27 protein-coding genes are annotated in these 25,567 nt (G+C 64.3%); 15 read left to right on the top strand and 12 right to left on the bottom strand.

Translation table 11 applies throughout. The features are described 5' to 3' along the window. Nucleotides 1–5 precede the first annotated feature (5 nt). On the bottom strand, nt 6–1,811 hold the full coding sequence (gene lepA, locus ACWTU9_RS24685; RefSeq protein ID WP_455860566.1) for a translation elongation factor 4: 1,806 nt from the start codon (nt 1,809–1,811) through the stop codon (nt 6–8). Between the two features lie 360 nt (nt 1,812–2,171). Between lepA and ACWTU9_RS24680 the strand changes: the two genes are divergently transcribed. The 3 genes from ACWTU9_RS24680 (at nt 2,172) to msrA (ending at nt 4,108) form a co-directional block, all read left to right on the top strand. Next, a complete protein-coding gene (locus ACWTU9_RS24680) occupies nt 2,172–2,864 on the top strand; it encodes a DUF1223 domain-containing protein (RefSeq protein ID WP_455860565.1) in 693 nt (230 codons plus the stop codon). 81 nt (nt 2,865–2,945) lie between these two features. Further along, nucleotides 2,946–3,266 carry a hypothetical protein gene (locus ACWTU9_RS24675; protein WP_454589494.1) on the top strand — a complete coding sequence of 107 codons (321 nt, stop codon included), beginning with the start codon at nt 2,946–2,948 and terminating at the stop codon, nt 3,264–3,266. Between the two features lie 110 nt (nt 3,267–3,376). Further along, entirely contained in the window at nt 3,377–4,108 is a 732-nt protein-coding gene (msrA, locus tag ACWTU9_RS24670; protein ID WP_455860564.1) for a peptide-methionine (S)-S-oxide reductase MsrA, read from the top strand. A gap of 149 nt (nt 4,109–4,257) precedes the next feature. Here msrA and ACWTU9_RS24665 read toward each other — a convergent pair whose 3' ends face one another. From ACWTU9_RS24665 to ACWTU9_RS24655, 3 genes are all read right to left on the bottom strand, one after another. Then, nucleotides 4,258–4,545, bottom strand: coding sequence for a GIY-YIG nuclease family protein (locus tag ACWTU9_RS24665; RefSeq protein ID WP_454589496.1), 288 nt, complete (start codon nt 4,543–4,545; stop codon nt 4,258–4,260). A 178-nt stretch (nt 4,546–4,723) separates the two neighbouring features. Further along, nucleotides 4,724–5,728, bottom strand: a complete 1,005-nt coding sequence (locus tag ACWTU9_RS24660; RefSeq protein ID WP_455860563.1) for a cytochrome d ubiquinol oxidase subunit II — start codon at nt 5,726–5,728, stop codon at nt 4,724–4,726. Between the two features lie 256 nt (nt 5,729–5,984). Then, the gene (locus ACWTU9_RS24655; RefSeq protein ID WP_455860562.1) at nt 5,985–7,346 is read right to left on the bottom strand and encodes a cytochrome ubiquinol oxidase subunit I; all 1,362 of its coding nucleotides are present in this window, start codon (nt 7,344–7,346) and stop codon (nt 5,985–5,987) included. Between the two features lie 253 nt (nt 7,347–7,599). On the opposite strand from ACWTU9_RS24655, the gene ACWTU9_RS24650 reads away from it, so the two are divergent. Next, nucleotides 7,600–8,541, top strand: a complete 942-nt coding sequence (locus tag ACWTU9_RS24650; protein ID WP_455860561.1) for an ABC transporter ATP-binding protein — start codon at nt 7,600–7,602, stop codon at nt 8,539–8,541. After that, nucleotides 8,538–9,299: an ABC transporter permease gene (locus tag ACWTU9_RS24645; RefSeq protein WP_455860560.1), complete on the top strand. Its 762-nt coding sequence runs from the start codon at nt 8,538–8,540 to the stop codon at nt 9,297–9,299. Before ACWTU9_RS24650 ends, ACWTU9_RS24645 begins: the two co-directional genes overlap by 4 nt. An 89-nt stretch (nt 9,300–9,388) precedes the next feature. Here the strand turns inward: ACWTU9_RS24645 and ACWTU9_RS24640 are convergent, their stop codons facing one another. Beyond that, complete coding sequence (locus ACWTU9_RS24640; protein WP_455860559.1) at nt 9,389–10,420, bottom strand: phosphatidylglycerol lysyltransferase domain-containing protein; 1,032 nt, start codon at nt 10,418–10,420, stop codon at nt 9,389–9,391. 316 nt (nt 10,421–10,736) lie between these two features. Further along, a complete protein-coding gene (locus ACWTU9_RS24635; protein ID WP_455860558.1) occupies nt 10,737–10,961 on the bottom strand; it encodes a hypothetical protein in 225 nt (74 codons plus the stop codon). A 242-nt stretch (nt 10,962–11,203) separates the two neighbouring features. Here ACWTU9_RS24635 and ACWTU9_RS24630 point away from each other — a divergent pair, with 242 nt between their 5' ends. The 4 genes from ACWTU9_RS24630 to ACWTU9_RS24615 all read left to right on the top strand — a co-directional run bounded on the left by ACWTU9_RS24630 (nt 11,204) and on the right by ACWTU9_RS24615 (nt 14,515). Then, the gene (locus ACWTU9_RS24630; RefSeq protein WP_455860557.1) at nt 11,204–11,545 is read left to right on the top strand and encodes a hypothetical protein; all 342 of its coding nucleotides are present in this window, start codon (nt 11,204–11,206) and stop codon (nt 11,543–11,545) included. A gap of 4 nt (nt 11,546–11,549) precedes the next feature. Further along, on the top strand, nt 11,550–12,266 hold the full coding sequence (locus ACWTU9_RS24625; protein ID WP_455860556.1) for a phosphatase PAP2 family protein: 717 nt from the start codon (nt 11,550–11,552) through the stop codon (nt 12,264–12,266). A gap of 181 nt (nt 12,267–12,447) precedes the next feature. Further along, nucleotides 12,448–12,717, top strand: coding sequence for a helix-turn-helix domain-containing protein (locus ACWTU9_RS24620; protein WP_352985028.1), 270 nt, complete (start codon nt 12,448–12,450; stop codon nt 12,715–12,717). Between the two features lie 79 nt (nt 12,718–12,796). After that, nucleotides 12,797–14,515 (top strand): SulP family inorganic anion transporter, encoded by a 1,719-nt coding sequence (locus ACWTU9_RS24615; protein ID WP_455860555.1) that lies wholly within the window; start codon nt 12,797–12,799, stop codon nt 14,513–14,515. 18 nt (nt 14,516–14,533) lie between these two features. Here ACWTU9_RS24615 and ACWTU9_RS24610 read toward each other — a convergent pair whose 3' ends face one another. After that, nucleotides 14,534–15,394: an SMP-30/gluconolactonase/LRE family protein gene (locus ACWTU9_RS24610; RefSeq protein WP_455860554.1), complete on the bottom strand. Its 861-nt coding sequence runs from the start codon at nt 15,392–15,394 to the stop codon at nt 14,534–14,536. 115 nt (nt 15,395–15,509) lie between these two features. Between ACWTU9_RS24610 and ACWTU9_RS24605 the strand changes: the two genes are divergently transcribed. Together ACWTU9_RS24605 and ACWTU9_RS24600 are read left to right on the top strand one after the other, a co-directional pair. Further along, nucleotides 15,510–16,310 carry a helix-turn-helix domain-containing protein gene (locus tag ACWTU9_RS24605; RefSeq protein WP_455860553.1) on the top strand — a complete coding sequence of 267 codons (801 nt, stop codon included), beginning with the start codon at nt 15,510–15,512 and terminating at the stop codon, nt 16,308–16,310. A gap of 183 nt (nt 16,311–16,493) precedes the next feature. After that, nucleotides 16,494–17,789, top strand: a complete 1,296-nt coding sequence (locus tag ACWTU9_RS24600) for an adenylate/guanylate cyclase domain-containing protein (RefSeq protein WP_455860552.1) — start codon at nt 16,494–16,496, stop codon at nt 17,787–17,789. Between the two features lie 45 nt (nt 17,790–17,834). Here the strand turns inward: ACWTU9_RS24600 and ACWTU9_RS24595 are convergent, their stop codons facing one another. The 3 genes from ACWTU9_RS24595 to ACWTU9_RS24585 are packed head-to-tail and all read right to left on the bottom strand — an operon-like array spanning nt 17,835 to nt 20,113. Then, a complete protein-coding gene (locus tag ACWTU9_RS24595) occupies nt 17,835–18,662 on the bottom strand; it encodes a lipo-like protein (RefSeq protein ID WP_455860551.1) in 828 nt (275 codons plus the stop codon). Between the two features lie 42 nt (nt 18,663–18,704). After that, nucleotides 18,705–19,643, bottom strand: coding sequence for a CHAD domain-containing protein (locus tag ACWTU9_RS24590; protein ID WP_455860550.1), 939 nt, complete (start codon nt 19,641–19,643; stop codon nt 18,705–18,707). Continuing rightward, on the bottom strand, nt 19,640–20,113 hold the full coding sequence (locus ACWTU9_RS24585; RefSeq protein WP_455860549.1) for a CYTH domain-containing protein: 474 nt from the start codon (nt 20,111–20,113) through the stop codon (nt 19,640–19,642). Before ACWTU9_RS24585 ends, ACWTU9_RS24590 begins: the two co-directional genes overlap by 4 nt. A 92-nt stretch (nt 20,114–20,205) precedes the next feature. Here ACWTU9_RS24585 and ACWTU9_RS24580 point away from each other — a divergent pair, with 92 nt between their 5' ends. From ACWTU9_RS24580 to ACWTU9_RS24565, 4 genes are read left to right on the top strand one after another with little or no spacing between them, the layout of a single operon-like run. Further along, entirely contained in the window at nt 20,206–20,904 is a 699-nt protein-coding gene (locus ACWTU9_RS24580) for a CerR family C-terminal domain-containing protein (RefSeq protein WP_455860548.1), read from the top strand. Next, on the top strand, nt 20,901–21,854 hold the full coding sequence (locus ACWTU9_RS24575) for an HlyD family secretion protein (RefSeq protein WP_455860547.1): 954 nt from the start codon (nt 20,901–20,903) through the stop codon (nt 21,852–21,854). The genes ACWTU9_RS24580 and ACWTU9_RS24575 overlap by 4 nt, the downstream gene beginning before the upstream one ends. Further along, on the top strand, nt 21,851–22,771 hold the full coding sequence (locus ACWTU9_RS24570) for an ABC transporter ATP-binding protein (protein WP_455860546.1): 921 nt from the start codon (nt 21,851–21,853) through the stop codon (nt 22,769–22,771). The genes ACWTU9_RS24575 and ACWTU9_RS24570 overlap by 4 nt, the downstream gene beginning before the upstream one ends. Then, entirely contained in the window at nt 22,768–23,904 is a 1,137-nt protein-coding gene (locus ACWTU9_RS24565) for an ABC transporter permease (RefSeq protein WP_455860545.1), read from the top strand. The genes ACWTU9_RS24570 and ACWTU9_RS24565 overlap by 4 nt, the downstream gene beginning before the upstream one ends. A gap of 3 nt (nt 23,905–23,907) precedes the next feature. On the opposite strand, the gene ACWTU9_RS24560 is transcribed toward ACWTU9_RS24565, so the two are convergent. Continuing rightward, nucleotides 23,908–24,501, bottom strand: coding sequence for a DNA-3-methyladenine glycosylase (locus tag ACWTU9_RS24560; protein WP_455860544.1), 594 nt, complete (start codon nt 24,499–24,501; stop codon nt 23,908–23,910). Nucleotides 24,502–24,513: 12 nt separating this feature from the next. Then, nucleotides 24,514–25,491, bottom strand: coding sequence for a threonine ammonia-lyase (locus ACWTU9_RS24555; RefSeq protein ID WP_455860543.1), 978 nt, complete (start codon nt 25,489–25,491; stop codon nt 24,514–24,516). Between the last annotated feature and the right edge of the window lie 76 nt (nt 25,492–25,567).

Genomic DNA, 25,567 nt, shown 5'->3' with positions numbered 1-25,567 from the left:
GCTTCTCAATCCCCCATCTTAAGCGCCTGGATAAACGCCTCCTGCGGGATATCCACCTTCCCGAATTGGCGCATCCGCTTCTTGCCCTCTTTCTGCTTGTCGAGCAGCTTGCGTTTGCGAGACACGTCGCCGCCGTAGCACTTGGCGGTGACGTCCTTGCGCAGCGCCGAGATGGTTTCGCGGGCGATGACCTTGCCGCCGATCGCGGCCTGGATCGGGATCTTGAAGAGGTGGTGCGGGATCAGCTCCTTCAGCTTCTCGCACATCTGGCGGCCGCGCTTTTCCGCCGCCGTGCGGTGCACCAGCATCGACAGCGCGTCGACCGGCTCCTCATTGACCAGGATCGACATCTTCACCAGGTCGCCTTCCTTGTAGTCGGTGAGGTGGTAGTCGAACGAGGCGTAGCCCTTGGAGATCGATTTCAGCCGGTCGTAGAAATCGAAGACGACTTCGTTGAGCGGCAGGTCGTAGGTCAGCATGGCGCGCTTGCCGACATAGGAGAGGTCGGCCTGGATGCCGCGCCGGTCCTGGCAGAGTTTCAGGATGCCGCCGAGATAGTCGTCGGGCGTCAGGATGGTGGCGCGGATCCACGGCTCCTCGATGGCCGAGATCTTGACCACGTCGGGCATGTCGGCGGGGTTGTGCAGTTCCTTCATCGAGCCGTCATTGAGCAGCAGCCGGTAGACGACGGATGGCGCGGTGGCGATCAGGTCGAGGTTGAATTCGCGCTCCAGCCGCTCCTGGATGATCTCGAGATGCAGCAAGCCAAGGAAGCCGCAGCGATAGCCGAAGCCGAGCGCGGCTGACGTCTCCATTTCATAGGAGAAGCTGGCGTCGTTCAGGCGCAGCTTGCCGACGGCGGCGCGCAGGTCCTCGAAATCGGCGGCGTCGACCGGGAACAGGCCGCAGAAAACCACCGGCTGCGCCGGCTTGAAGCCGGGCAAAGCGTTGGCCGTCTGGCGCTTGTCCTCGGTGATGGTGTCGCCGACGCGGGTGTCGGCCACTTCCTTGATCGAGCCGGTGAAGAAGCCGAACTCGCCAGGACCGAGCTCGTCGACATTGATGCGGGCGGGGGTGAAGACGCCGGTGCGCTCGACCAGATATCTGGCGCCGGTGCCCATCATACGGATGGTCTGGCCCTTTTTCAGCACGCCGTCGATGATGCGGACCAGCACGATGACGCCGAGGTAGGCGTCGTACCAGCTGTCGACCAGCATGGCCTTCAGGGGTGCTGAGGCGTCGCCCTCGCGTGGCGGCGGCAACTGGTGGACGATGGCCTCGAGCACATCGGGAATGCCGAGGCCGGTCTTGGCCGAGATCAGCACGGCGTTGGAGGCATCGATGCCGATGACCTCCTCGACCTGTTCGCGGATGCGCTCGGGCTCCGCGGCCGGCAGGTCGACCTTGTTCAGCACCACGACGATCTCGTGGTTGTTGTCGATGGCCTGGTAGACATTGGCCAGCGTCTGCGCCTCGACGCCCTGTGAGGCGTCGACCACCAGCAGCGAACCCTCGCAGGCGGCCAGCGACCGCGACACTTCATAGGCGAAGTCGACGTGTCCGGGCGTGTCGATAAGGTTGAGGATGTAATCGTCGCCATTGTTGGCGCGGTATTTCAGCCTGACCGTCTGCGCCTTGATGGTGATGCCGCGCTCGCGCTCGATGTCCATCGAGTCCAGCACCTGCTCCTTCATGTCGCGCAGCTCCAGCCCGCCGGTCAGCTGGATCAGGCGGTCGGCAAGGGTCGATTTGCCATGGTCGATATGGGCGACGATGGAGAAATTGCGGATGTGGTCGAGGGGCGTGCTCATGGCGCGGCCTTTAGCAGGGGCGGGGTTGAGGGGCAAGCGGGGTGGGGATGGCGCCACACGGTCGCGTGGAACTCTTACGCCGCGATCCTGCACACCCCCCTCTGGCCTGCCGGCCATATCCCCCGCAAGGGGGGAGATTGCAGCTTCGCCCCTCGTCCCACCCCTGCAACGTTGAAGATTGGAGAGGCGTCGGAGCGCTTGATCTCCCCCCGTGTGGGGGAGATGTCCGGCAGGACAGAGGGGGGCGCTGTCCCGTCGGCCTCCAGTCCACATCACAAACCGGTGAGCGATGTAACGAAGCCTCCGGACACGGCGAAGTGAGTGATGACCGGCGCATCCCAGCGCCCCACGGAGCAAGCCATGTCCAGAAAACTTATCGCCTTGTCCGGCCTCCTTGCAGCATCGCTGTTGTCGTCGATGGGCACCGCCTTCGCCCAGCCGCTCACCGTGGTCGAATTGTTCACCAGCCAGGGCTGCTCGTCCTGCCCGCCGGCCAATGCCAATCTGATCAAGGTCAAGGACAAGCCGGGCGTTCTCGCGCTGTCGTTCAACGTCACCTACTGGGACTATCTCGGCTGGAAGGATACTTTCGGCCGCGAGGAGTTTACCCAGCGCCAGGTGCGCTATGAGCCGTCGCTCGGCCGCTCGGGCCCGTTCACGCCGCAGGTGGTGGTCAATGGCGGTGCCGACGCCGTGGGCGCTGCACCCGGCGAGATCGAGCAACTGATTTCCTCGAGCGGTGGCACCAAGGGTCCGTCGCTGTCGCTCGATGGTGGCAAGATCGCGATCGGCGCCGGTTCCGCTCCGGGCGGCAAGGCCGATGTCTGGCTGGTTCGTTACAACAAGGGCGTCATCGAGGTGCCGGTGGCGCGCGGCGAAAACACCGGCCACACGCTGCCGCATGCCAATGTCGTGCACTCGCTGACGAAGCTCGGCAGCTGGAACGGCGAGGCGGCGACGCTGAAGCTGCCGGCGCCGAGCGCAGGGCTCAGCACCGCGGTGCTGGTGCAGACGCCGGGCGGCGGGCCGATCCTGGCCGCGGCCGCCGACTGATTTTCCCCACGCAACGCCGCAGACGGCTGCGCATCACCGGCCCGCATATGCGCGCCACAACCCCTGAGAAGGAATACCAGCATGACCAAGACCCTTACCGCGCTCGCCTTTGCGCTTTCGATGACGGCTTTTGCCGCAGGCGCCCGCGCCGAGGATACGACCAATGCCATGAAGCCGGCCGATGCGATGGCTACCGAGGCGATGAAGCCTGCAACGGACGCCATGAAGCCTGCGGATGCGATGGCGCCAGACCCGATGGCCACCGAGGCGATGAAGCCGGCAACGGACGCCATGAAGCCCGCGACCGACGCGATGAAGCCCGCCGATGCGATGGCGCCGGCCGACGCCATGAAGCCTGCGGACGCCATGAAACCTGCGGACGCGATGGCGCCCGCGCAATAAGGCTTGAGCACTGGCCCGGCCGCCAGGCGGCCGGGCCACGCACGGCAATTTGAGAAACCCGACACGACAATCTGTCGTATAGTCGGAAACACCATCAAGGGAGATCAGACATGACCGGCATGGAAAAGACGAGAACGCCGATCTTCACCAAAAGCGCTCTTGCGGCGCTCATCGTTGCCGGGGCGGCGGCCGCCTTTTGGCAGAGCCCGGCCCAATCGGCCGAGGACGCGGTGGTGATCCCGCCGCCGGCAATGGACGAAAAGGCCGCCAGCGGCAGCGAGAAGGCTGTTTTCGCCGGTGGCTGTTTCTGGGGCGTGCAGGGCGTCTTCCAGCACGTCAAGGGCGTGACCAAGGCCGTCTCCGGCTACACTGGCGGCGCCAAGGATGACGCCGTCTACGAAACGGTGGGCAGCGGCCGCACCGGCCATGCCGAATCGGTCGAGATCACCTACGATCCGTCCAAGGTGACCTATGGCCAGCTGCTGCAGGTCTATTTCTCGGTCGCGCACAACCCGACGCAGCTGAACTACCAGGGCCCAGACTCGGGCACCCAGTACCGCTCGACCATCTTTGCCGAGAATGGCGAACAGCAGAAGATCGCCCAGAGCTACATCGCCCAGCTCGACCAGGCCAAGGTGTTTTCGAAACCCATCGTCACCACGCTGGAGACGGGGAAAACCTTCTACCCGGCCGAGGAATATCACCAGGACTTCCTGACGCTGAACCCGACCTACCCCTACATCGTCTACAACGACCTGCCCAAGGTGGCGAATTTGAAGTCGCTGTTCCCGGCGCTGTACAGCGACAAGCCGGTGCTGGTGTTGGCGGGGAGCAAGAGCTGAGGGGTGGAGGAGCTGCGGCAGGTGGGCGGCGATGCCCTCCCACCCTTCGTCATCCTAGGGCGGAGCAGTCGCGAAGCGACGTCGCGGAGACCCTAGGATCCATGCCGCGCCCGCCGTGCAGTGCTCCAGCGGTGCAAAAAACCGGGCGGCTACCAGCCTGTCCCACGGAAGAGCTCAAACCATTCGGGATTGGCCTTTTCGATCAGGTCGATCTTCCACTGTCTTGGCCACCGCTTCAGTGACTTCTCGCGCTGGATGGCATCGGTGATGTCGAAGAATTCCTCGTACCAGACCAGCCGCTGTACGCCGTAGCGGCTGGTGAAGCCTGCACCCTGGCCGGATTTGTGCTCTGGCATTCGGCGGCCAAGGTCATTGGTGACGCCGATGTAAATCGTGCCGCGTTTCTGGCTTGCGGTCATGTAGACATAGCCGGTCATGGCTCAGGGTAACAAGGGTCGGTGCGCGCACAAGCGCCATTCTGATCCGTTGCACTCTACGACCAACGTCACGGCATGGATCCTAGGGTCTGCGCTGCGTCGCTTCGCTCCTTGCTTCGCCCTAGGATGACGAAGTCGCGAGGGTTTTTGCCGACCTCTTCGCCAACGCCCTCACCCCTCAATCATACGTCAGATCCGTCGCCTTCCCGCCGAACACGCGATACGCGTAGAACGAATAGAAGATGATGATCGGCAGCACGACGACGACGCCGGCCAGTATCACGGCGAGGCTTTCGGTCGCCGACGCCGCCTGCCAGATGGTCAGCCTGTCGGGCACCACGAAGGGGTAGAACGACCAGGCCAGCCCGGCAAAGCCGAGGGCGAAGATGGCGGCCAGCGTCAGGAACGGCCGGAGCGCATGGCGGTCGTCTTGCTTGGGCAGATGGAAGGTCTGCCGCCACAGCCACAGGAACAGCAGCGCCGACAGGATCGGCAGCGGCGACAGATAGAGCATTTCGGGCCAGTCGAACCATTTGGCGAAGATGCGCGGGCTGGCGAAGGGCGTGGCCAGTGATACCGCGGCCATGCCGAGCGCGGTCAGCACAAGCGCCGTGCGCAGCCAGGCCACCGCCTTCTTCTGCAACTCGCCTTCGGTCTTGTAGATCACCCAGGCGGCGCCCATCGCTGCATAGGCCGCCGACAGGCAGAGCGCCACCAGCGCGCCGAAGGCGATGCCGCCAAGGCCGACATCGAGGCCAAGCACGTACACGCCGAGCATATAGCCTTGCGCCAGCGAGGCGATGATGGAGCCGAGGAAGAAGATGCGGTTCCAGCGATGCTTCTTGCCTGCCGGCACCTTGGCGCGGAAATCGAAGGCAACGCCGCGCAGGATGAGGCCGACCAAAAGCACGAAGACCGGCAGATAGAGCGCGGTGAGGATGACGCCATGCGCCATCGGGAAGGCGACCAAAAGCAGGCCGACAGCCAGCACCAGCCAGGTCTCGTTGGCGTCCCAGAACGGGCCGATGGCTGCGATCATCGTGTCCTGCTCGGCGTCCTCGGCGACCGCGAACAGGATGCCGATGCCGAGATCGAAACCGTCGAGGATGACATAGATCAGGATGGCGAGGCCCATCAGCCCGGCGAAGATGAGGGGGAGCGCGGTTGGCCATTCGAAGCTCATGTCACTCTCCTGGCGTATGTGGTTTTCTTGGCTGAAGATGGGTTTTCGAGGTTGGCGCCGCCCCTCATCGCCCTGCCGGGCACTTCTCCCCGTATAGGGACGGGGAGAAGGGGGCTGGCCGCGATGGCGGCTCCCTTCCTGCAACCCTGACGATTGGCGAAACCGGCGACGACAGCGCCCCTCTCCCCGTCCCTATACGGGGAGAGGATGCCGGCAGGCAGGTGAGGGGCAGCGCCGACCTTTAATGTAAACATCCTCACTCCCCAGCGGCCGGTTGCGACATGGCCGTCTTCATCACGCCGGGCAGCGGCGAGGTGTCGCCATCCTTGGCCGCCTTCAACGCCAGGTGCACCAGCACGCCGAGATAGGCGATCAGCAAAAGCAGATAGAGGATGAGATAGACGGCAAGCGTCAGCGCGACATGGCTGCCGGCAACCGGGCCGACGGCATCGGCCGTCTTCAACACGCCCGTCACCAGCCAGGGCTGGCGGCCGATCTCGGTCGTGTACCAGCCGGCGAGCGTCGCCAGCCAGCCCGACAGCGCCATTGGCACCATCAGCATGGCCAGCGGCCTCGGCAAGCTGTGGCGGCGCCTGAGGAAGAAGGTTGCCGACCAGGAGACGACGAGCATCAAGATGCCGGTGCCGACCATGATGCGAAAGCCCCAGAACAACGGGAGGACCGGCGGGTGGAGGCCGGGATAGTCGTTCAGCCCCGGCACGATGCCGCTGGTCGAGTGCCGCAGCACAACACTGGCGCCATCGGGAATGGCGACCTCGAACCTGTTTTCCTTCGTCGCCTCATCCGGCCAGGCGAACAGCACCAGCGGCACGTTGGGGCCGGTGTTCCAGTTGGCCTCCATGGCGGCGATCTTCTGCGGCTGGTGCTCCAGCGTGTTCAGCCCATGCTGGTCGCCGGCAAGGATCTGGACCGGGATCAGGATGGCGGCGGTGAAGACGCCGGTGCGCAGCGCCTTCCACATCGATTCCGACCGGTCGCCGCTGAGATAGCGCAGCGCCGACAGGCCGGCGATCAGGAACGAGACGGTGAGCCCCGAGGCGATCAGCATATGGACCAGCCGGTAGGGCATGGACGGATTGAAGACGATCGCCCACCAGTCGACGGGATGCGCCTTGCCGTCGATCATCTCGAACCCGGCCGGCGTCTGCATCCAGGAATTGAGCGCGATGATCCAGAAGGCGGACAAGGTGGTGCCGCCGGCAACCAGCACGGTGGCCAGCGTGTGGACACGGTTCGAGACGCGGCGGAACCCGAACAGCATGATGCCGAGGAAGGCCGCCTCAAGGAAGAAGGCGGTGAGGATCTCGTAAGCGAGCAGCGGCCCGGCGATGTTGCCGACCGTTTCCATATAGCCCGGCCAGTTGGTGCCGAACTGAAAGCTCATGGTGACGCCTGAGACGACCCCCATGGCGAAGGACAGCGCGAACACCTTCACCCAGGTGAAATAGGCGCGCATCCAGGCGGAGTCGCCGGTGGCGTTGTATCGCAGCTTGAAGAACAGCAGCACCCAGCCAAGCGCAATCGTGATCGTCGGAAACAGGATGTGGAACGAGATGTTCGCCCCGAACTGCATTCGCGACAGGATGAGCGGGTCCATGGCGGGCTCCGGCTGCTGTTTGTGGTTGAACAATAGGGCGGAAGCCCAGCCCGGTCAAAGCGGCGTGGCGCCACGCGGGGCGCGTTGTCGCAGCAGATCGGGCCAAAACCGTCAGCGCCCCCCGGCTACATCTTGGCGCAACGACGAAAAGGGAACGTTTGTCCACATTTGTCAGCAGCGGCATTGACTTCCGGCCGTGCGCACCGACATTCAGCGCAATAAAAATCCCTTTCAAGCAGTCGTTCCCCGCCTCATGTCTTCCACGAATTCGCCCTCCATCATTTCGATTTCCGGCGTCACCAAGACCTACGCCACCGGCTTCAAGGCGTTGAAGGAAATCAACCTCGGCATCGAACGGGGCGAGATCTTCGCGCTGCTGGGGCCGAACGGCGCCGGCAAGACGACGCTGATCTCGATCGTCTGCGGCATCGTCAACCGCTCGTCGGGTACCGTTACCGTTGATGGCCACGACATCGGCAAGGATTACCGCGCCGCGCGCAGCCTGATCGGGCTGGTGCCGCAGGAACTGACCATCGACGCCTTCGAGAGCGTCTGGGCGACGGTCAATTACAGCCGCGGCCTGTTCGGCAAGGCGCCCAATCCGGGCTTCGTCGAAAAAGTGCTGCGTGACCTCTCACTGTGGGACAAGAAGGACGCCAAGGCGATCACGCTGTCGGGCGGCATGAAGCGCCGGCTGATGATCGCCAAGGCGCTGTCACATGAGCCGCGCGTGCTGTTCCTCGATGAGCCGACCGCCGGCGTCGATGTCGAGCTGCGCCAGGACATGTGGGCGATGGTGCGCCGGCTGCGCGACGACGGCGTCACCATCATCCTCACCACGCATTACATCGAAGAGGCCGAGGCGATGGCCGACCGCGTCGGCGTCATCAACAAAGGCGAGATCATCCTGGTCGAGGGCAAGGCCGAGCTGATGCGCAAGCTTGGCCGCAAGCGGCTGATGCTGGAGCTGCGCAGCCCGCTCGCCGCCATCCCGCAGTCGCTGTCGCGCTATGCGCTGGAGCTGTCGCCGGATGGCGGGCAGTTGACCTACACCTATGACAATCAGAGCGAACGTCCCGGCGTCGCCTCGCTGCTGCGCGAGCTCGAGGCCGGCGACATCCAGTTCCGCGACATGGACACGCAAAACTCTTCGCTCGAGGAGATCTTCGTCAATCTGCTGAGGCAAGAGCCATGAATTGGCGCGCGGTATGGGCGATCTACCGGGTCGAGATGGCGCGTGCGCTGCGCACAGTGCTGCAGAGCATCGTCTCGCCGGTGATTTCGACATCGCTCTATTTCGTCGTCTTCGGATCGGCCATCGGTTCGCGCATCACCGAGATCGACGGCATCAGCTACGGCGCCTTCATCGTGCCCGGCCTGATCATGCTGTCGCTGTTGACGCAGTCTATCTCCAACGCCTCCTTCGCCATCTATTTCCCGAAATTCGTCGGCTCGATCTACGAGCTTCTGTCGGCGCCGGTGTCCTATCTGGAGATCGTCATCGCCTATGTCGGCGGCGCCGCGACCAAGTCGATCATCCTCGGGCTGATCATCCTGGCGACGGCCTCGCTGTTCGTGCCGCTCCACATCGAGCACCCGTTCTGGATGCTCGCCTTCCTGGTGCTGACGGCGGTGACCTTCAGCCTGTTCGGCTTCATTATCGGTATCTGGGCGAAAAGTTTTGAGCAATTGCAGCTGGTGCCGCTGTTGATCATCACGCCGCTGACCTTCCTCGGCGGCAGCTTCTATTCGATCAACATGCTGCCCGAGGCCTGGCGCACGGTGACGCTGTTCAATCCGGTCGTCTACCTGATCAGCGGCTTCCGCTGGAGCTTTTATGGCAAATCGGACGTCTCGGTCGGCGTCAGCCTCGGCATGACCGTGGTGTTCCTGGCCATCTGCATAACCATCGTCGCCTGGATATTCAGGACCGGCTACCGGCTGCGCAACTGACCCCTCGGCCCTGGGCAATCGCCTATGGCGCCGGTCAAATCTACGTTTTGCCGAGGGCAGATCGGCCGGGCGGGCCGCCACGGATCTTGCTAAACCGCCTTGATCAGGCGCAGCAGCCCCAGCATCTCGACCAGCGTGCCCTTGCGAAAGGCGATGTAGGTCGGCTCCTCGACGCCGTGGAAGCGGCGCTTGAACGCCGCCTGACCCTTGAGGTTGAACTTGCTGCGGTTGACCCAGGGCGATTCATAGGCGCGCTCGAAGGCGTTGCGCCAGAAGCTCGATTCGGCAAATTCATTGGCCGCGACGTCGAGCATGGGCGACAGGCCGAGCGTGACGACGGAAATGCCCTCGCCGCGAAAGCGGTCGACGGCGAATTTGGTCAGCCCGATCTCGGCATGCGGCGAGGCATCGATGTGCTTGCGCTTGAACGAGGTGGTATAGCCGATCACCTTGCCGTCCCTGAACAGCGGATCGAAATCGAGCAAGGCGACGAGCTCGCCTTCCGGGCTGTAGAGCACGAAACGGCGCATATCGATGCCGAGATGATCGGAAAAGGGGCGGTTGAGGAAGGCCATCTCCCAGCGCTTGACGATGCGGTCGGCCCGCCAGTTCTGCGACAGGCGCTGAACCTCGTCGAGGTAGACCGCTCCCTCGCCAAAGGAAAACCCCTTCTTCAACAGCCAGCGTTCGGAATAGCGCACGGTTTCGTTGCGCTTGCCGGAAAAGTTGTGCGCCGGAAGCTCCAGCCGCGTGTCGATGCCGAGGCGGTTGACCTGGTAGCCGAGCCCGGACAGCACGCGCGCCGTCGGCTGGCCGATCTGCACGAACCACGGGCTGTCGGCAGCTTCGACAAAGCGCCTGATGTAATCCGGTCGATCGGGCGGATCGGCCACCGGATCGCCGAGCGCGAAATGGTGCTTCATCTTGGTGCCGAAGGCGATGTAGCCGTCAGTGTCGCCGAAATAAGAGAGTTTCTGCTGCACGGCGGTCGAATAGGCCAGCGAGAAGTCGCCGTGCCGGCGGACCAGCGCCAGCCGCTCGACATGCGTCAAATCCTGGCGCGGCACCTTGGCTGCGGCGCCCTCCAGCAGTCTGTCGAGAAAGATACGCAAGGAGGGCATGGTCGAGCTTCCGCGTGCCGATGATAAACAGAGGCCTGCCCCCGAGGCCTCGAATCAGTCGCATTGACGCGACCTCATTATCGATCATATCGCCCCTGTGCCATATAGGACGTGCCATACAGGACGGGTCCCCATGGCGCAGCTAGAAGGGAATCTCGACCGAATGGCGGCAACGACAAGCGAAACGATGCCCATCGTCCCTAGGTCGAAAGGATCCGACGAGGCGGTGATCGTCATCGGTGCCGGAGCGGCAGGACTGGCAGCGGCCGACGCGCTTGGCAGCGTGCCGGCTAGGCCAAGGGCCGTCTTCGCGGCCTCAGGCCGATTTCGGCTCCAGCCGGCGGAAACCGACGGCTTCAATCAGCATGTCCTCCTCGACCATGCCGGCATTGTGCAGGGCCAGCACAGTTAGCGCGAGTTCGCGCGCCTCGGTCGAATCGGGATGCAGGTCGCGCCTGCGACAGGCCTCGTCGAACACACGTTGCAGCTTGGCAATATCATCGGGCCTGAGCAGGCCCCGGTCATAAACAGACTTCGGCATGGCAGCCTCCTCCAGAAGACCTAGGGCGCCGTGTTTAAATGTCCAATCTTTCCCGAGGCTTGAGCGGAGCAGTCGCCTGGATTCGGGTAAATCCGGCTCGAGCGTTGGCAATCAGACCACGATCCGGCTGCCACCCACCCGGCCATCTCTCGCCGCCGGCCGGGCACGTTCCGCTGCAGTTCGCTTGACGTGCCGGCGCGCTTGCGGAACAAGGGCTGCCACAAACGGCAGCGAGGGACAAAGTGAGCTTCTGGGGACTGGCGCAGCTCGTCATTTCGACGGTGATCTTCCTGCTGGCGGCAACCGCGGCCAAGCAATGGGGGCTGGCGCCGAGCCTTGGCAAAATCCTGGTGACGCTGGCGCTCTATACGCTGGGCAATCTGATCATGCTGCGGCTGGTCCGCGAGTTCGGCATGTCGGTGTCGTTCAGCCTGTCGGCGGTGATCCAGCTGGTGTCGGTCAATGTCGTGGCGCTGGTGTTCTTCGGCGAACGCCTCAATACCTTGCAGGCGACCGGCATCGTCCTGGCCATCGCCGCCGTGGCGCTGATCACGCTCGGGCCCTATCTGCAGGGACGGTTATAGTCCGATGAAGACCGCCCTCCGCACCCTCTCCAACTGGATCGAATTCCCGGTGCTGCTCGCCGGGCTGATCATAGCCGGCGGGCTTTGGGGGCTTGAGGAGCTGATGGAGGTGGCGCGCGACACCACCCCGCATGCTTTCGATACCGAGATCCTGCTCGCCTTCCGCCAGGCCGGCCATCCCGACGTTCCGCTCGGCCCGCTCTGGCTGCAAGGCGCGATGCGCGACATCACCAGCCTCGGCAGCTCGGCAGTGCTGGTGCTGATCGTGGCGGCGGTGATCGTCTACCTCCTGCTGATCCGCAAGGCGGGAACGGCGCTGTTCATCCTGGTGGCGGTGGCCGGCGGCCAGGCGCTGTCCAGCCTGTTGAAAGCCGACGTCGACCGGCCGCGCCCGGACCTCGTCTCGCACCTCGTGACAGAGACGTCGCTGTCGTTTCCAAGCGGCCATGCCATGGTCTCGGCAGTGACCTATCTGACACTCGGCTCGCTGGCGGCGGGCTTTCTGCCGGGACGCACGACCAAGATCTTCGTGCTCTGCCTTGCGGTTCTGACGACGCTGCTGGTCGGCGTCAGCCGCGTCTATCTCGGCGTCCACTGGCCTTCCGACGTGCTCGCCGGCTGGTGCGCGGGCTTCGCCTGGGCGATGCTGTGCTGGCTGGCGGCGCGGCTCCTGCAGAGGCGGCATGCGGTGACCGATAGTGGCGGCGACCTGAAAGACTGATGGCGCGGGGCGACAATCAGATCAGCCGGTCGATCAACCCGTTAGCGCAGCATACTTATCCCGTTTCCCGCCATCCGACTCCACAGATGGATCATGTTTCATATATGCTTCATGATGGTTGAAACATCATAATGATTGTATTATACGTAGAAACCGCAGACTCAGACGGGGGTTCCGGTCGATGATCACTGCCGCGCAGATGCGCGCCGCGAGGGCGCTGGCCGGCATCGATCAGAAGACGCTCGCCGAGCGCGCCGGGGTTTCGCTTCCGACCATCCAACGCATGGAAGCGAGCGACGGCGTGGTCAGGGGCGTGGTCGATACGCTGATGAAGGTCATCCAGGCTCTCGACGAGGCCGGGGTGGAGCTGATCGGCGAGAACCAGACCAGCGAGCGCGGCGGCCGGGGCGTGCGCCTCAAGCCGATCGCGCCGCCGAACCCGCAAGGCTGAGCCGGCATACAGTCGCGACGGCGACCGCCGACAGTCCTGCCGACGATCCCGCCGCCTTCACGCCAGCGGAAGGCAGTCCATGGATCAGACACGGCGGGCAGTGCATCGACCGGCCCATCACGTGGCGAAGCCGACATTTTCGGAGCTGTTCACGCCGAAACTGGTGACGGTCTGGCGCGAAGGTTACCGCCTGCCGCAATTCAAGGCCGACGTCATGTCCGGCCTGACGGTTGCCATTGTCGCGCTGCCGCTGTCGATGGCGATCGCCATCGCTTCGGGTGTGACGCCGGAGCGCGGCCTCTACACCTCGATCATCGGCGGCTTCATCATTTCGGCGCTCGGCGGCAGCCGGTTCCAGATCGGCGGCCCGGCCGGCGCTTTCATCGTGCTGGTGGCGGCTACAGTGGCGCGCGTCGGCGTCGACGGTCTGCTGCTGGCGACGATGATGGCGGGCATCTTCCTGCTTGCCATCGGCTACCTCCGCCTCGGGACCTATATCAAGTTCATCCCCTATCCGGTGACGGTCGGCTTCACTGCCGGCATTGCGGTCATCATCTTTTCCGGCCAGATCGCCGAACTGTTCGGATTGACCTTGCCCGGCAAGGAGCCGGGACCTTTCGTGCCCAAGCTGATCGCGCTTGGCGAAGCGGCTGGCACGATCAACGCTGCGGCGACTTTCGTGGCGGCGCTGACCATCATCACCATCGCCTTCCTGAAGCGCTGGCGGCCGAAATGGCCGGCGATGCTGATCGCCATCGCACTGGCCTCGCTCGTCGCGGCGCTGCTGGCGCTGCCGGCCGAAACGATCGGCACGCGCTTCGGCGGCATCCCGCGCAGCCTGCAAGTCCCGGCCTTGCCGCCGATCAGCCTGGACAGGATGATCGACGTGCTGCCGGACGCCATCGCCTTTGCCCTGCTCGGCGCGATCGAATCGCTGCTGTCGGCCGTGGTCGCCGACGGCATGACCGGACGCCGGCACCGTTCCAACTGCGAACTGGTGGCGCAAGGTTTTGCCAACATTGCCTCTACCCTGTTCGGTGGCATCTGCGCCACCGGCACCATTGCCCGCACGGCGACGAATGTGCGGGCCGGCGCGCACGGGCCGGTCTCGGGCATGGTACACTCGGCGATCCTGCTGGCGCTGATGCTGGTGGTGGCGCCGCTTGCCAGCTACATCCCGCTTGCCGCCCTTGCCGGCGTGCTGGCGGTGGTCTGCTGGAACATGTTCGAGAAGCAAGCCTTTCTCACATTGCTGCGAGCTTCACGCGGCGACGCGCTGGTGCTGGTGGCGACTTTCCTGATCGTCGTGTTCCGGGACCTGACCGAAGGCATCGTCGTCGGCTTCGCGCTGGGCTCGATCCTGTTTATCGACCGCATGGCCAAGTCGATTGCAGTCGAGGCGGATCAATCGCTGGTGCCGGAGGACGTCGCCGACACCGCTGGCACATACGATTCCAGCGAAGCCAGCGATGCCGACACCGTCGTCTATCGCATCTCCGGCGCCTTCTTCTTCGGTGCCGCCTCGACCGTCGGCACGGTGCTCGACCGCATCGCCGACCAGCGCAAGAACTTCATCCTCGATTGCTCGGCGGTGCCGTTCTTCGATTCCACCGCTGCCAATGTCATCGAGGGCGCGGCGCACAAGGCGAAGCGCGCCGGCGTCCGATTCATCATCGCCGGCGCCTCGCCGCAGACGCGGCGCATGCTCATCAACCACGGCGTCAAGCGGCCGCTGGTGACCTTTGCCGCTTCGATCCGGGACGCGCGGGCGCAGCTCAAAGCCGAACCCGCTGGTTGAGCCGGCAGGTGTGCGGCCTCAGTCGAGACTCATCGCTGCGATCTCACCTTCGTTCATCAGCGGCACATAGATCACCGACGCGCCGTCGGTTCCGATATCGGCGCTGCCCGGCTTGAACTGCACGACTGCTTCCGGCGTGCCGCCGACCTTGTAGCGATAGAGCGTGCCGGTCATGTATGCGGTGGCGTAGATGCTGTCGCCGATGGCGACGACGCCGTCGAGGTCGGCGAAGTTTTGTGCCCCCGGCAGCGGCGTGATCGCCTTGCTGGCGAGGTCGACCGACAGCAACCCGCCAGGCTCGGCGGTGCTGAAATCGGCCTTGATGCCCTTGCCCCAGGACGCCACGATCAGTCGATCGCCATCGGCGAAGACGCCGTTGGGCGAGGCGAGCTTCGCATCCTTGACGAACAGTTCAGGCTTGTCGCCGTCGATGCGGTAGATCGCATCGGCCAGCATGTCGGTGACATACACCTTGCCCGAACTGTCCGACGTCACGTCGTTGAGGAAAACGGCGCCGGCCACATCGATGGTCGAGACGAGCTTGCCGCTGGCGAGATCGACGACGCGCACCTTGGTGATGTCGGCGACGTAGAGCTTGCCGCCGGAGATCGCCGAGCCCTTCGGCGCATCCATGCCGTCGGTCCAGTGCTGGGCGACGACCTTGCCGTCCGCAGACAACACCGAGAGATAGCCGTTGCCGTCGGCTTCACCGGGATTGCCGACGATGTTGGAAACGATGATGCGGTTGTTGGTGGCGTAGAACAGCGCCGATTCCGGCTGCTGGAAGCCGGAAGCGCGCCAGACTTCACCGGCCTGTGCGGTCGGTGCGAGCGCGATCCCGAAGGCCGCGACACAAATCGAGGTGATGAGGGTTTTCATGGACAGGTCTCCTGTGATGACGAGCGGAGAGCTAGAGATTTTGATACTTTTCTGGAAGGCAGATTGCCGCTAGTATCGAAACCCGATACCAAATGATGCAAAATAGGTGCATCCCATGAACGGACTGATCTTCGAGGCGCTGAAGCGGACGCTGAAGGCCAAGGGTGTCACCTATCGCGACCTTGCCGAGCGCATGGGCGTTTCCGAGCCGACGGTGAAGCGCATCTTCCACGAGCGCAACTGCAAGCTCGACCGGCTGGTGGAGATTTGCGCTGCCGCCGGCGTCGAGCTGGAAAACGTGCTCGGCTCGATGAACAGGGGACCGGGGCCGGTCAACCGCATCGCGCCGGAGATCGAGCGCAAGCTGGCCGGACGGCCGGCGCTGCTGTTCATCTTCGTCATGCTGTCGGAGAAGTTTACCCCCGAAGGCGTGATGCGCTCGCAAGGGCTGAGCGAAGCCTCGATGTTCCTCTATCTGCGCGATCTCGAAGCACTCGGCCTGATTGCGCTGGGCGGCGGGCTGTCGGCACGGCTGCTGGTCGACACACCCATCCAGTGGAATTTCGAAGGACCGCTCAGGCCATTGTTCGAGATGACCAATAAGAATTTCATCGGCTGGGCGATCACCCATCTGGAGCGGGAAGCGACCTTTGTCTCGTTCTCCAGGCGCATGCGGCCGGAGACGGCGGAGATGGTCAAGCACGAGGCCGAGGAACTGGCCGATCGCGTCAAGCTGCTCGCTCACCACGACCAGCACACGACGCCGGAAGACGGGCTGACCGGCTACAAATGGACGTTTGCCTTTGGTGCAACGCCGTTCCCGGCGATCATGCCGATCGGCCCGCATCCCAGGGATGCCGGTGCGTCCGACCGGCCCGCCGCTCCTGCAAAGGGACGCCGTCCTTTGCCGGCCTGACAGGGCCGGCCGCGTTTCAAACGTGAAACGACATTCATGATAGAGTTGGCGCACTGATTTGCCAGACGTGACAAGTCCCCGTGAAATCGAAGTGATCCTATGCCGACCGCGCCAACACTTGAACTCCGCCGCTATTCGCGCCTGAAAAATTTGCGGGATCGCGCAGAACGCCAGGGAGCTGCATTGCAGTTCTGGGCGCGTACGGCATCGCTTGCCGCGATCTCCTGCTTCTTTTCATTGATCAGCCGCTGGGATGCCTCGCTGCTCTTCGTGCTGGCGGGCCTCGTGCTGTTCCAGCTCGTCGGCCTGATCCAGTTTCTCTTTGCGCGCCGTCGCACCACGGCGCGATGGTGGATCGGTTATCTCGTCGGTACGCTGGACATTATTCTGTTGACCGTTCTGCTGGTAACGCCCAACCCGTTTTCCCAGGAGGTCGCGCCGGCCGCGATGCAACTGCGCGAAGGCAGCTTCAAATTCCTGCTGATTTTCGTATGCCTTGGCGCGCTGACCCTTTCCACACGATTGGCGCTCTATCTCGGCGCGCTCGCCGCCTTGACGTGGGCGATCGGGGTGGGATGGGTAATTTCTCATGCGGGAACCGTCATTCCGGCGACGAACCTTTATTCGCTGCCGATGACAGAGCGACTGAACCTCTATCTCAACCCCAATTTCGTCGACACATTCGCGCAGGCGACCAACGTGTTGGTTGTGCTGATTATCGGCGCGATCATGGCGCTGGTCGTCTCTCGTTCCCGGCATCTGTCGGATGACTATGTCAAGGCAGAGCGCGCCCGCGCCAATCTCGCCCGGCATTTTTCGCCCAATGTCGTCGACCAGCTCGCCACGGATGACGAGCCCTTCGGCCCGGTCCGCCGGCAGGATATCGCGGTGCTGTTCGCCGACATCGTAGGCTTCACACACTATTCCGAGGATCATCCGGCCGAAGCGGTGTTCGAACTTCTGCGTCAGTTCCACCGTCGCATGGAGCAGGTCGTTTTCGACCACCATGGCACCGTCGATAACTATATCGGCGATTGCATCATGGCGACATTCGGCGTTCCGCAAGCCAGCCATGACGATGCGACCCGGGCCATCCAGTGCGCTGAAGCGATGATCGCCGCTCTCGAAGACTGGAATGTTCAGCGGGTGTCCAGGGGATACCCGCAGCTGGACGTTCGGATCGGTGCACAATATGGCGCAGTCGTCATCGGCGCGGTCGGCAGCGAGCGCAATCTGTCCTTCGCGGTGGTGGGCGACACGGTCAACGTCGCCAGCCGTTTGCAGTCGCTCTGCCGCGAGCTTCAGGCGAATATTTGCTTTGGGTCACGACTGATCGAGGCCGCGAAGGCGGAATCGCCCATGACACAGTTGAATGCGCGCGATCATGGACCGGTGAGCATCCGCGGCCGCGACGAACCGGTCCATGTCTGGGTCGAACACAGAGCCGAAAAACAGGGCGCTGTTGCGGTTTCGGCGTGATGTAGGCCGCGCCATAAGGGAATGTCCGACCCAGCCCGAAAGCCATCACGTGTCTGAGGCGATTGCGCCAGCCTTCGCGGCCGCGGCGTCTGTGCTTGCCTTGTCCTCCCAGGTCACCGCCCGGTAGTCGAAACCGTATTCCAGTGTCGGCTTGACGATCCGGAAGAAGGGCGAAAGGTCGAAGTCGCGCGGCGTGTAGAGCGAATGATGGCGTATGTGCAGGATTTCCCGTCGCGAATAGTTCGACTGAGCCGAGGCGCGGCCGGGCGCGCGGGTGATCTCGGGCAGGATCGGATAGCGAATCTCGCCATAAGCTTCGGCGATCAGCGTCGAGCAGATGGCGCGCGTTGGATCGCCCGAGCCGAAAGCCAGCATGCGGCGGCGCCAGCGCACCGGAACGGGCAGCGCCGGCATGAAAAAGCGCAGCATGTCGAAAATGTTCTTGAGATCGTATTTCAGGCCGAGCTTGCCGATCATGAAGGCGACGACATGGTCGCGATCCTCCGGCGCCAGCCCGCTCGCCCGGCAGATGCGGGTGTTGTAGGTGCGGTAGCGCGACAGCGGCACGGCGACACAGCCTTCGCCGAGCGTCACCTCGATCAGGCGGGGACGTTCCGATCCGTCCGGCGGTTTGGGCAAGGCATCACCGACATAGAAGGCCGCATGCGACCAGGTTGATTGCGTCAGGTACTTGATCACCGCCGAGATCTTCTGGTTGCCCTCGACAAGCAGGATGTCGCCGGGCTCGAGCGTGCGCCGCAGCGTCTCGGCATCGGATGGCGTGTAGGGCTCATAGCCCGATGATTCATCCTGCAGCCGGCCGGCAAGCCAGCGGCCAAGCCGGTCGAGAAGCGTGTCGCGAGGCGCGGTCATGGTAGAGCGTGACTAGCACGAGCCGGCGGGGGAGGGCCAGCGTCAGCCGACGGTCGCGTCTTCGAGGGGCGCTGGGCCGGCCAGATCATCGCGCGCATTGCGGGCAAGTTTCTTTGTCGAGCGCTTGGGGCTGTCGCCGAACAGTTCGGCAGCCCCGGCGAGACAGGCCTTCTTCAGGCTCTTTTCCGAGCGCTTCAACAGCTTGCCGAGAAGCTTGGTGTCCTGCGCATCGCCGAGCGGCTCGCCGTCGGCTTCGAGCAGGGCGCGCATGACGAAGACATCGTGCAGTTCGCCGAGTTTTTCGCCCAATTCGTCGACCGCCTTGCGCCGCACCTTGATCGGCGTCGGCCACAGCCGGCCGAGCAGCGACAGATGCATCCAATGGGTCTTTGCCGCCTTGCGCAGATCGTGGAAATCCTCTGCTTCGCCACGCGATCCCGCTCTGTCCAGCGCCTTCCTGGCGCGGCGCAAGGTCTTGCGGGCGCCGTCGGCAAGCACGTCGGCGGCATGTTCGGGCAAATCTGGGAGCAGCAGCCGCTCTATCCGCACCAGGCCTTCCTCGCAGGCGGCGGTCGCCGCGCCGATTGCCGCGTCCAGGCCGGCGCCGGCATGCATTTCATGCTGGCGGGTGACAAGCCGGTCGCGCACGCTGTCGAGGCCGCCGCCGGCAACTTGCTCAGGGAAGGCCGCTGCCAGCCGGTCGATGGTCTCGACCAGCGCGGTCGCTTCGCGCGGGCCCGCCAGCAGGGCCGCCACCTGGCGGTAGCACTGGTTTTCGGTCTGGCAAAACGTTTCGTTGCCGGAATGGACAAGGCGCAGCAAGGCACGCGCGCTCTTCAGCCGCTTGCGGCATTTGTGCAGCGCCTGCTCCGGCCGGTCGTGTGCGACGGCCAGATGGGCAAGCGCCCTGGCGATCTCCTCGCCAAGGATGCGCCTGACCTCGCCGGTCAGCGGCAGGCGCGGGTCGATGCGAAAACTCATGCGGCGATCTCCGGAATCCCCCCAAGGGCGAGCGACGCGTTGTAAAACCTCTGCTCACCGGTCACTTCGCGGCCGAGCCAATCAGGCAGCATTTCGTCAGGTACATCCTCCGGCGTCTCGAGCTCGGCCACCACAAGACCGGCAAGAATCCCGCCGAAAACATCGACTTCGTAGAGATAGCCGCGATGCCTAACATGGTGCCGTGTCTTCTCGATGACATGTCCGATGGCGAAGGCCTGCATCTCCTCGGCATCGGCCAGCGGGATCGTATACTCGTATTCGTCGCGCTCGCGGGCGCGGCTGCCGAATTTGAGCGTCAGTTTCGCCGAGCTACCGTCGCTGACGCGCACGCGTACGGTGCGGCCAGGGGCTGCGGCAAGGTAGAACTGGCGAATGCGGATATCCGCCTCGGCCAGACTACGCCACTCGGCGCTGGAGACCAGGAACTTGCGTTCGACTTCCTTGCCCATGGCCGCGCACTAAAGCGCCTGCGGCTCGACATGGCAAGCCGACACAGAGAATCAATTTGACTTTAATCAATCGATTGATTAAATAGATCGACATGATCAAAGCCGCACCGAATAAAACGCCCCGCCAGGAGACATCGCCCGCTGAGCAGACGCGCGCCGCACTTGTGCTGGCCGCGCTCAAACTGTTCGGACGCCAGGGCTTCGACGGCACCTCGACGCGCGAGATCGCGGCGGAGGCGAAGGCCAATATAGGCTCCATCGCCTATCATTTCGGCAGCAAGGAAGGGCTGCGCGCGGCTGCCGCCGACCACATTGTCGAGACCATCCAGGCACTTGCCGGACCAGCGATCGGAACTGCGCCGGCCCCCTCCACCCCCGAGGCCGCCAGGGCGCAGCTGGTCGCCGCGCTGGAGCGCATGGTGGGGTTCGTCGTCGCGAGTCCCGAGGCCGGCGAAATCGTACAATTCGTACTTCGCGAGCTCTCGCATCCCACAGCGGCGCTCGACCGCATCTATGCCGGCGTGTTCGAGCCGACGCATCGGCGGCTCTGCCAGGTCTGGGAACAGGCGACCGGCGAGCCGGCCGAGAGCGAGGCCACCAAGCTCACCGTTTTCACCCTGATCGGCCAGGTCATCTATTTCCGCATTGGCCGCGAGGCGGTGCTGCGCCGGATGGGCTGGCGCGAAATCGGCGCTGCGGAAGCCGCCAAGGTGGTGGCGGTCGCCACCAACAATCTCGAGGCCATGCTCGGCGCGCGCAAGGCCGCCGCCCGCAAGGAGGGCAAGCGATGAGTTTTCTCTGTTCCCTGCCGCTCGCGGCCCAGCTGTTCGGCGCCTGCGCGCCGGCAGCGCCGCTGGCCGTTGGTTATGTCGAGGGCGATTATGTGCTTCTGGCGCCGATCGAGGTGGCACAGGTCGAGACCGTGACGGTCAAGCGTGGCGATCGCGTTGTAACAAACACGCCGGTGGTGACGCTGGAAAGCGCCGACGCCAAAATCGCCGTCGCCCAGGCCGAGGCAGCTCTCGCCCAGGCGCAGGCGCAGCTTGCCGATCTGCAGGTCGGCAAAAGACCGGAAGAAATCGCCGTGCTGAAGGCCGAGGTCGACATGGCCCGCGCGCAAGCCACCGACGCCAGGCGCCGTTATGACCGCGCCTCCGATCTGTTCAAGCGCGGCACCGGCACGCAGGCCGACTACGACACCGCGTCGGCGACGCTGGAGACGGCAAATGCGCAGGTCGGCCAGGCGGAGGCAAATCTCGCCGTCGGTGGCCTGCCGGCACGGCCCGAAACCATCAAGGCGGCGGACAACCAGGTCAAGCAGGCGCAGTCGGCGCTGGAACAGGCGCAATGGCGGCTGTCGAAGCGGGTGCTGGCGGTGCCCTCGTCCGGCCGCGTCAACGATGTTATCCGCAACCCCGGCGACACTGCCGGGCCGACCGCGCCCGTCATCTCGATGCTGCCGGATGGGGCGGTGAAGCTCAGCGTCTATATTCCGGAAAGCGCCTTTTCATCGATCAAGGTCGGCACGCTGCTTTCCGTCCATTGCGACGGCTGCGGCGAGGGTGTGAAGGCGCGTGTCAGCTACGTCTCGCAGGATCCGGAATTCACTCCGCCGGTGATCTACTCGCTGGAGAACCGGCAGAAGCTGGTCTACCTCGTCGAGGCGCGGCCCGAGGGCGAGGCGCAAGCGCTGCAGCCGGGACAGATCGTCGATGTCGAACTGGCGGCTTCGGCAAAATGAACGCCATCGACGTTCATGGCCTGGTCAAGCGTTTCGGCGACAAGACCGTCGTCGACCATGTGACGATGACGGTGGCCGAAGGCGAGATCGTCGGTTTCCTCGGGCCGAACGGTTCCGGCAAGACAACGACCATCCGCATCATGTGCGGTCTGCTGACGCCCGATGAGGGCGAAGGCACGGTGCTGGGTTTCAACATCCGCACCGAGTCGCTCCGCATCAAGCGCGAAGTCGGCTACATGACGCAGAAATTCTCGTTCTACGAGGATTTGACAATCGGCGAGAACCTCGAATTCGTGGCGCGGCTCTACCGGTTGAAGCCGGTCGAAGAGTATGTGGCGCGCACATTGGAGGATCTCGGCCTCTCGACCCGCCGCAAGCAGCTCGCCGGCACGCTGTCGGGCGGCTGGAAGCAGCGCCTGGCGCTGGCCGCCTGCATCATGCACAAACCGAAGCTGCTGCTGCTCGACGAGCCGACCGCCGGCGTCGACCCGAAGGCGCGGCGCGAGTTCTGGGACGAAATCCATCGCCTCGCCAGCGGCGGACTGACCGTGCTGGTCTCCACCCACTATATGGACGAGGCCGAGCGCTGCCACCGCATCTCCTACATCTCCTACGGCAAGATGCTGGCCACCGGCACCGTCGCCGATGTGGTGAAGAATGCCGGGCTGACCACTTTCGTGCTGCAGGGCGCGCGGCTCGACCAGGTGGCGCAAGCGCTGCAAGGGCGCCCCGGCGTCGACCAGGTAGCGCCGTTCGGCGCCACGCTGCATGTCGTCGGCTCCGATGCGGCGGCGCTGAAAAAGGCGCTTGCCGATGTCGAGAAGGATCACAAGGGCGTCACCGTGCAGCCCGGCGAGACCAGCCTGGAAGATGTGTTCATCCAGTTCATGTCCGGCTCGAAGGACAATATGGCATGAACGCGGTCTTCTCCTTCGCCCGGCTAGGGGCACTGCTGATCAAGGAATTCATCCAGATGCGGCGCGACCGCATCACCTTCGCCATGATGCTGGGCGTGCCGCTGATCCAGCTGGTGCTGTTCGGCTACGCCATCAACAACGATCCGAAGAGCCTGCCCGCGGCCCTGGTGGCGATGAGCAGCGACCCCTATACGCGCGCCATGGTGTCGGCGCTGCAGACGACGGGCTATTACCGCTTCGACCATGTCACGCAAAGCGCCGAGGAGGCCGAGTTCCTGATGTCGCGTGGCGACGTCGCCTTCGTCGTCACCATTCCTGCCGATTTTGGCCGCCGGGTGGAGCGTGGCGACAAGCCGCAAATCCTGATCGAGGCCGACGCCACCGACCCGGCGGTGGCGAGCGGTGCCATCTCGACGCTCGGCACCGTCGCCGGCCAGGCGCTGCTCAGGGCGCAAGGCATGCAGGAGGCCGCGGCGGAAACCGCGCGTGGCCAGCTCGATGTCGTCGTGCACCGGCGCTACAACCCGGAAGGCGTCTCGCAATACAACATCGTGCCCGGCCTGCTCGGCGTCATCCTGCAGATGACCATGGTGATGATGACTTCGATCGCGCTGACTCGCGAGACCGAGCGCGGCACGATGGAAAACCTGCTCGCCATGCCATCGAGCCCGCTTGAGATCATGATGGGCAAGGTGCTGCCCTATCTGGTGGTCGGCGGCGTGCAGGTGCTGGTGGTGCTGGCGGCGTCGAAGCTTCTGTTCGCCATCCCCTTCACCGGGTCGATAACGTTGCTGCTCAGCGCGGTGCTGGTGTTCGTGCTGGCGCTGGTGCTGCTCGGCTACACGATCTCGACCATTGCCCGCACGCAAATGCAGGCGCTGCAGCTGACTTTCTTCTTCTTCCTGCCGTCAATCCTGCTGTCGGGCTTCATGTTCCCCTATCGCGGCATGCCGGGCTGGGCCCAGACCTTCGGTGAGATTTTTCCGCTGACGCATTTCCTGCGCATCACCCGCGCGGTGATGCTGAAGGGCGCGGAACTGCCGGCGGTGGCGGGTGAGATCGCCTGGCTGGTCGCGTTCGTGGCCTTGTTTGCCGGCGTCGCACTGGTGCGGTTCAGGCGCACGCTGGATTAGCTCTCAAGGGTTGAGCGATCTCGGACCGCTGACGAAGGGGCTCCCCCTGACATAAAATCGCAGCGGGCGGTCCGCATCCTTGGTAATGCCGATCCGAATGCCATGGCCGATATCGCCTGGCTCGTGCTCGTCGGCTGCCAGCCATAGCGGGCCTTGCCGGCACAGATCGAAGCCGTCCAGCGAACGGTCGATCCGCAAGGCCTGGGCGAGCCGGCCCGGTCCCCGCGCCAGGTCGCGCAGGCGCTCGACGCCCCGGTTCTGCTGCATAAGTGGGATGCCCTCGAGCGGTTCGAGCGCCCGGATCAGGACGCCGGTGCCGGTCCCCGGCCCCTCGCTCGAGACATTGAGCATCCAGGAGACGCCATAGGCGAGATAGACGTAGGCATGTCCGGGCCCGAGGAACAGCGAGCGATTGCGCGGCGTCACGCCGCGATAGCCGTGGCCGGCGGCATCGCCGACGACATAGGCTTCAGTCTCGACGATGCGGCCGGTGGCGATGCCTTCCGGCAGCTCCCGCACTACGAGCTTGCCTATGAGGTAGCGGGCGAGAGCGGCCGTATCGTTAGGCAGGTCGGCGCGGGAAAGCGGTTCGCGCATCCGGCCCTTCGCCTAGGCCGCGGCCATGATCTCGGCATAGGTGCTGAAATCGACATTGCCGCCCGACAGCACCACGGCGACGCATTTGCCCGACAGTTCGATCTCGCCGGATGAAAGTGCGGCCAGCGCCACGCAGCCGCCCGGCTCGACCACCAGCTTGAGATGCGCCATGGCGTCGCGCATCGCCTGTGCGGCGGCCTTGTCGGAGACGGCGATGGCGCCGGCGAGGTTCTTGCGGTTGATCTCGAAAGTGATGGCGCCGGGTTCGGCGGTGAGGATCGCGTCGCAGATCGAGCTGTGGCCCGGTTCGTTCGAAACCCTTTTTCCCTCGATCAGCGAGCGGCGGGTGTCGTCGAAATGCTCGGGCTCCACCGCCCATACCGCCGTGGCCGGCGAGGCATCCTTGACGGCGATCGAAATGCCGCTCGACAGGCCGCCGCCGCCACAGGGGATGGCGACCGCGTCGAGGCTGACACCGAGCGCCTTGGCCTGACGCATCAGTTCGAGCCCGATGGTGCCCTGGCCGGAGATGATGGCCGGATCGTCGAAGGGCGGCACCAGCACCATGCCCTTGTCCATATAGGGGCGCACCACGGTCATGCGGTCGTCGCGAAAGCGGTCGAACGGCACCACTTCGGCGCCCATTTTGCGGACATTGGCGATCTTCATCGCCGGCGCGTCGGCGGGCATGGCGATGACCGCCTTGACGCCGAACATGGCGGCGGACGCGGCGACGCCTTGAGCATGGTTTCCGGACGAAAAGGCGACGACGCCACGGCTGCGCTCTTTCTCGCCCAGCGTCGACAATTTGTTGTAGGCGCCGCGGAACTTGAACGAGCCGGTGCGCTGCAAGGTCTCCGGCTTGAACAGGATGCGGCCGCCGAAGCGCCTGTTGAGTTCCAGCGACTCGATCAAGGGCGTTTCAACGATCAGGCCGGAGAGCCGCGCGGCGGCAGCGTGGATGTCGGCAATGCCGGGAAGCGTGGTCATGGCGACGTCCTGAGAGGGATGAGATCGGCGCATGGTGCACGCAAAGGCAGGCCGCGTACCAATGAAAAAATGTGAC

This window comes from Mesorhizobium sp. 128a (assembly GCF_053848025.1).
Note: the sequence above shows the minus strand (reverse complement) of the source record. Positions and strands in the feature narration are given on the sequence as shown.

Excerpts from the sequence above, each read along its gene's own strand:
- ACWTU9_RS24675 (WP_454589494.1), top strand. The coding sequence starts at position 2,946 with ATGACCAAGACCCTTACCGCGCTCGCCTTTGCGCTTTCGATGACGGCT.
- ACWTU9_RS24565 (WP_455860545.1), top strand. The coding sequence starts at position 22,768 with ATGAACGCGGTCTTCTCCTTCGCCCGGCTAGGGGCACTGCTGATCAAG.
- ACWTU9_RS24580 (WP_455860548.1), top strand. The coding sequence starts at position 20,206 with ATGATCAAAGCCGCACCGAATAAAACGCCCCGCCAGGAGACATCGCCC.
- msrA (WP_455860564.1), top strand. The coding sequence starts at position 3,377 with ATGACCGGCATGGAAAAGACGAGAACGCCGATCTTCACCAAAAGCGCT.
- ACWTU9_RS24595 (WP_455860551.1), bottom strand. The coding sequence starts at position 18,662 with ATGACCGCGCCTCGCGACACGCTTCTCGACCGGCTTGGCCGCTGGCTT.
- ACWTU9_RS24645 (WP_455860560.1), top strand. The coding sequence starts at position 8,538 with ATGAATTGGCGCGCGGTATGGGCGATCTACCGGGTCGAGATGGCGCGT.
- ACWTU9_RS24590 (WP_455860550.1), bottom strand. The coding sequence starts at position 19,643 with ATGAGTTTTCGCATCGACCCGCGCCTGCCGCTGACCGGCGAGGTCAGG.
- ACWTU9_RS24655 (WP_455860562.1), bottom strand. The coding sequence starts at position 7,346 with ATGGACCCGCTCATCCTGTCGCGAATGCAGTTCGGGGCGAACATCTCG.
- ACWTU9_RS24625 (WP_455860556.1), top strand. The coding sequence starts at position 11,550 with ATGAAGACCGCCCTCCGCACCCTCTCCAACTGGATCGAATTCCCGGTG.
- ACWTU9_RS24640 (WP_455860559.1), bottom strand. The coding sequence starts at position 10,420 with ATGCCCTCCTTGCGTATCTTTCTCGACAGACTGCTGGAGGGCGCCGCA.
- ACWTU9_RS24665 (WP_454589496.1), bottom strand. The coding sequence starts at position 4,545 with ATGACCGGCTATGTCTACATGACCGCAAGCCAGAAACGCGGCACGATT.
- ACWTU9_RS24585 (WP_455860549.1), bottom strand. The coding sequence starts at position 20,113 with ATGGGCAAGGAAGTCGAACGCAAGTTCCTGGTCTCCAGCGCCGAGTGG.
- ACWTU9_RS24605 (WP_455860553.1), top strand. The coding sequence starts at position 15,510 with ATGAACGGACTGATCTTCGAGGCGCTGAAGCGGACGCTGAAGGCCAAG.
- ACWTU9_RS24635 (WP_455860558.1), bottom strand. The coding sequence starts at position 10,961 with ATGCCGAAGTCTGTTTATGACCGGGGCCTGCTCAGGCCCGATGATATT.
- ACWTU9_RS24575 (WP_455860547.1), top strand. The coding sequence starts at position 20,901 with ATGAGTTTTCTCTGTTCCCTGCCGCTCGCGGCCCAGCTGTTCGGCGCC.
- lepA (WP_455860566.1), bottom strand. The coding sequence starts at position 1,811 with ATGAGCACGCCCCTCGACCACATCCGCAATTTCTCCATCGTCGCCCAT.
- ACWTU9_RS24615 (WP_455860555.1), top strand. The coding sequence starts at position 12,797 with ATGGATCAGACACGGCGGGCAGTGCATCGACCGGCCCATCACGTGGCG.
- ACWTU9_RS24650 (WP_455860561.1), top strand. The coding sequence starts at position 7,600 with ATGTCTTCCACGAATTCGCCCTCCATCATTTCGATTTCCGGCGTCACC.
- ACWTU9_RS24680 (WP_455860565.1), top strand. The coding sequence starts at position 2,172 with ATGTCCAGAAAACTTATCGCCTTGTCCGGCCTCCTTGCAGCATCGCTG.
- ACWTU9_RS24555 (WP_455860543.1), bottom strand. The coding sequence starts at position 25,491 with ATGACCACGCTTCCCGGCATTGCCGACATCCACGCTGCCGCCGCGCGG.
- ACWTU9_RS24660 (WP_455860563.1), bottom strand. The coding sequence starts at position 5,728 with ATGAGCTTCGAATGGCCAACCGCGCTCCCCCTCATCTTCGCCGGGCTG.
- ACWTU9_RS24570 (WP_455860546.1), top strand. The coding sequence starts at position 21,851 with ATGAACGCCATCGACGTTCATGGCCTGGTCAAGCGTTTCGGCGACAAG.
- ACWTU9_RS24560 (WP_455860544.1), bottom strand. The coding sequence starts at position 24,501 with ATGCGCGAACCGCTTTCCCGCGCCGACCTGCCTAACGATACGGCCGCT.
- ACWTU9_RS24620 (WP_352985028.1), top strand. The coding sequence starts at position 12,448 with ATGATCACTGCCGCGCAGATGCGCGCCGCGAGGGCGCTGGCCGGCATC.
- ACWTU9_RS24610 (WP_455860554.1), bottom strand. The coding sequence starts at position 15,394 with ATGAAAACCCTCATCACCTCGATTTGTGTCGCGGCCTTCGGGATCGCG.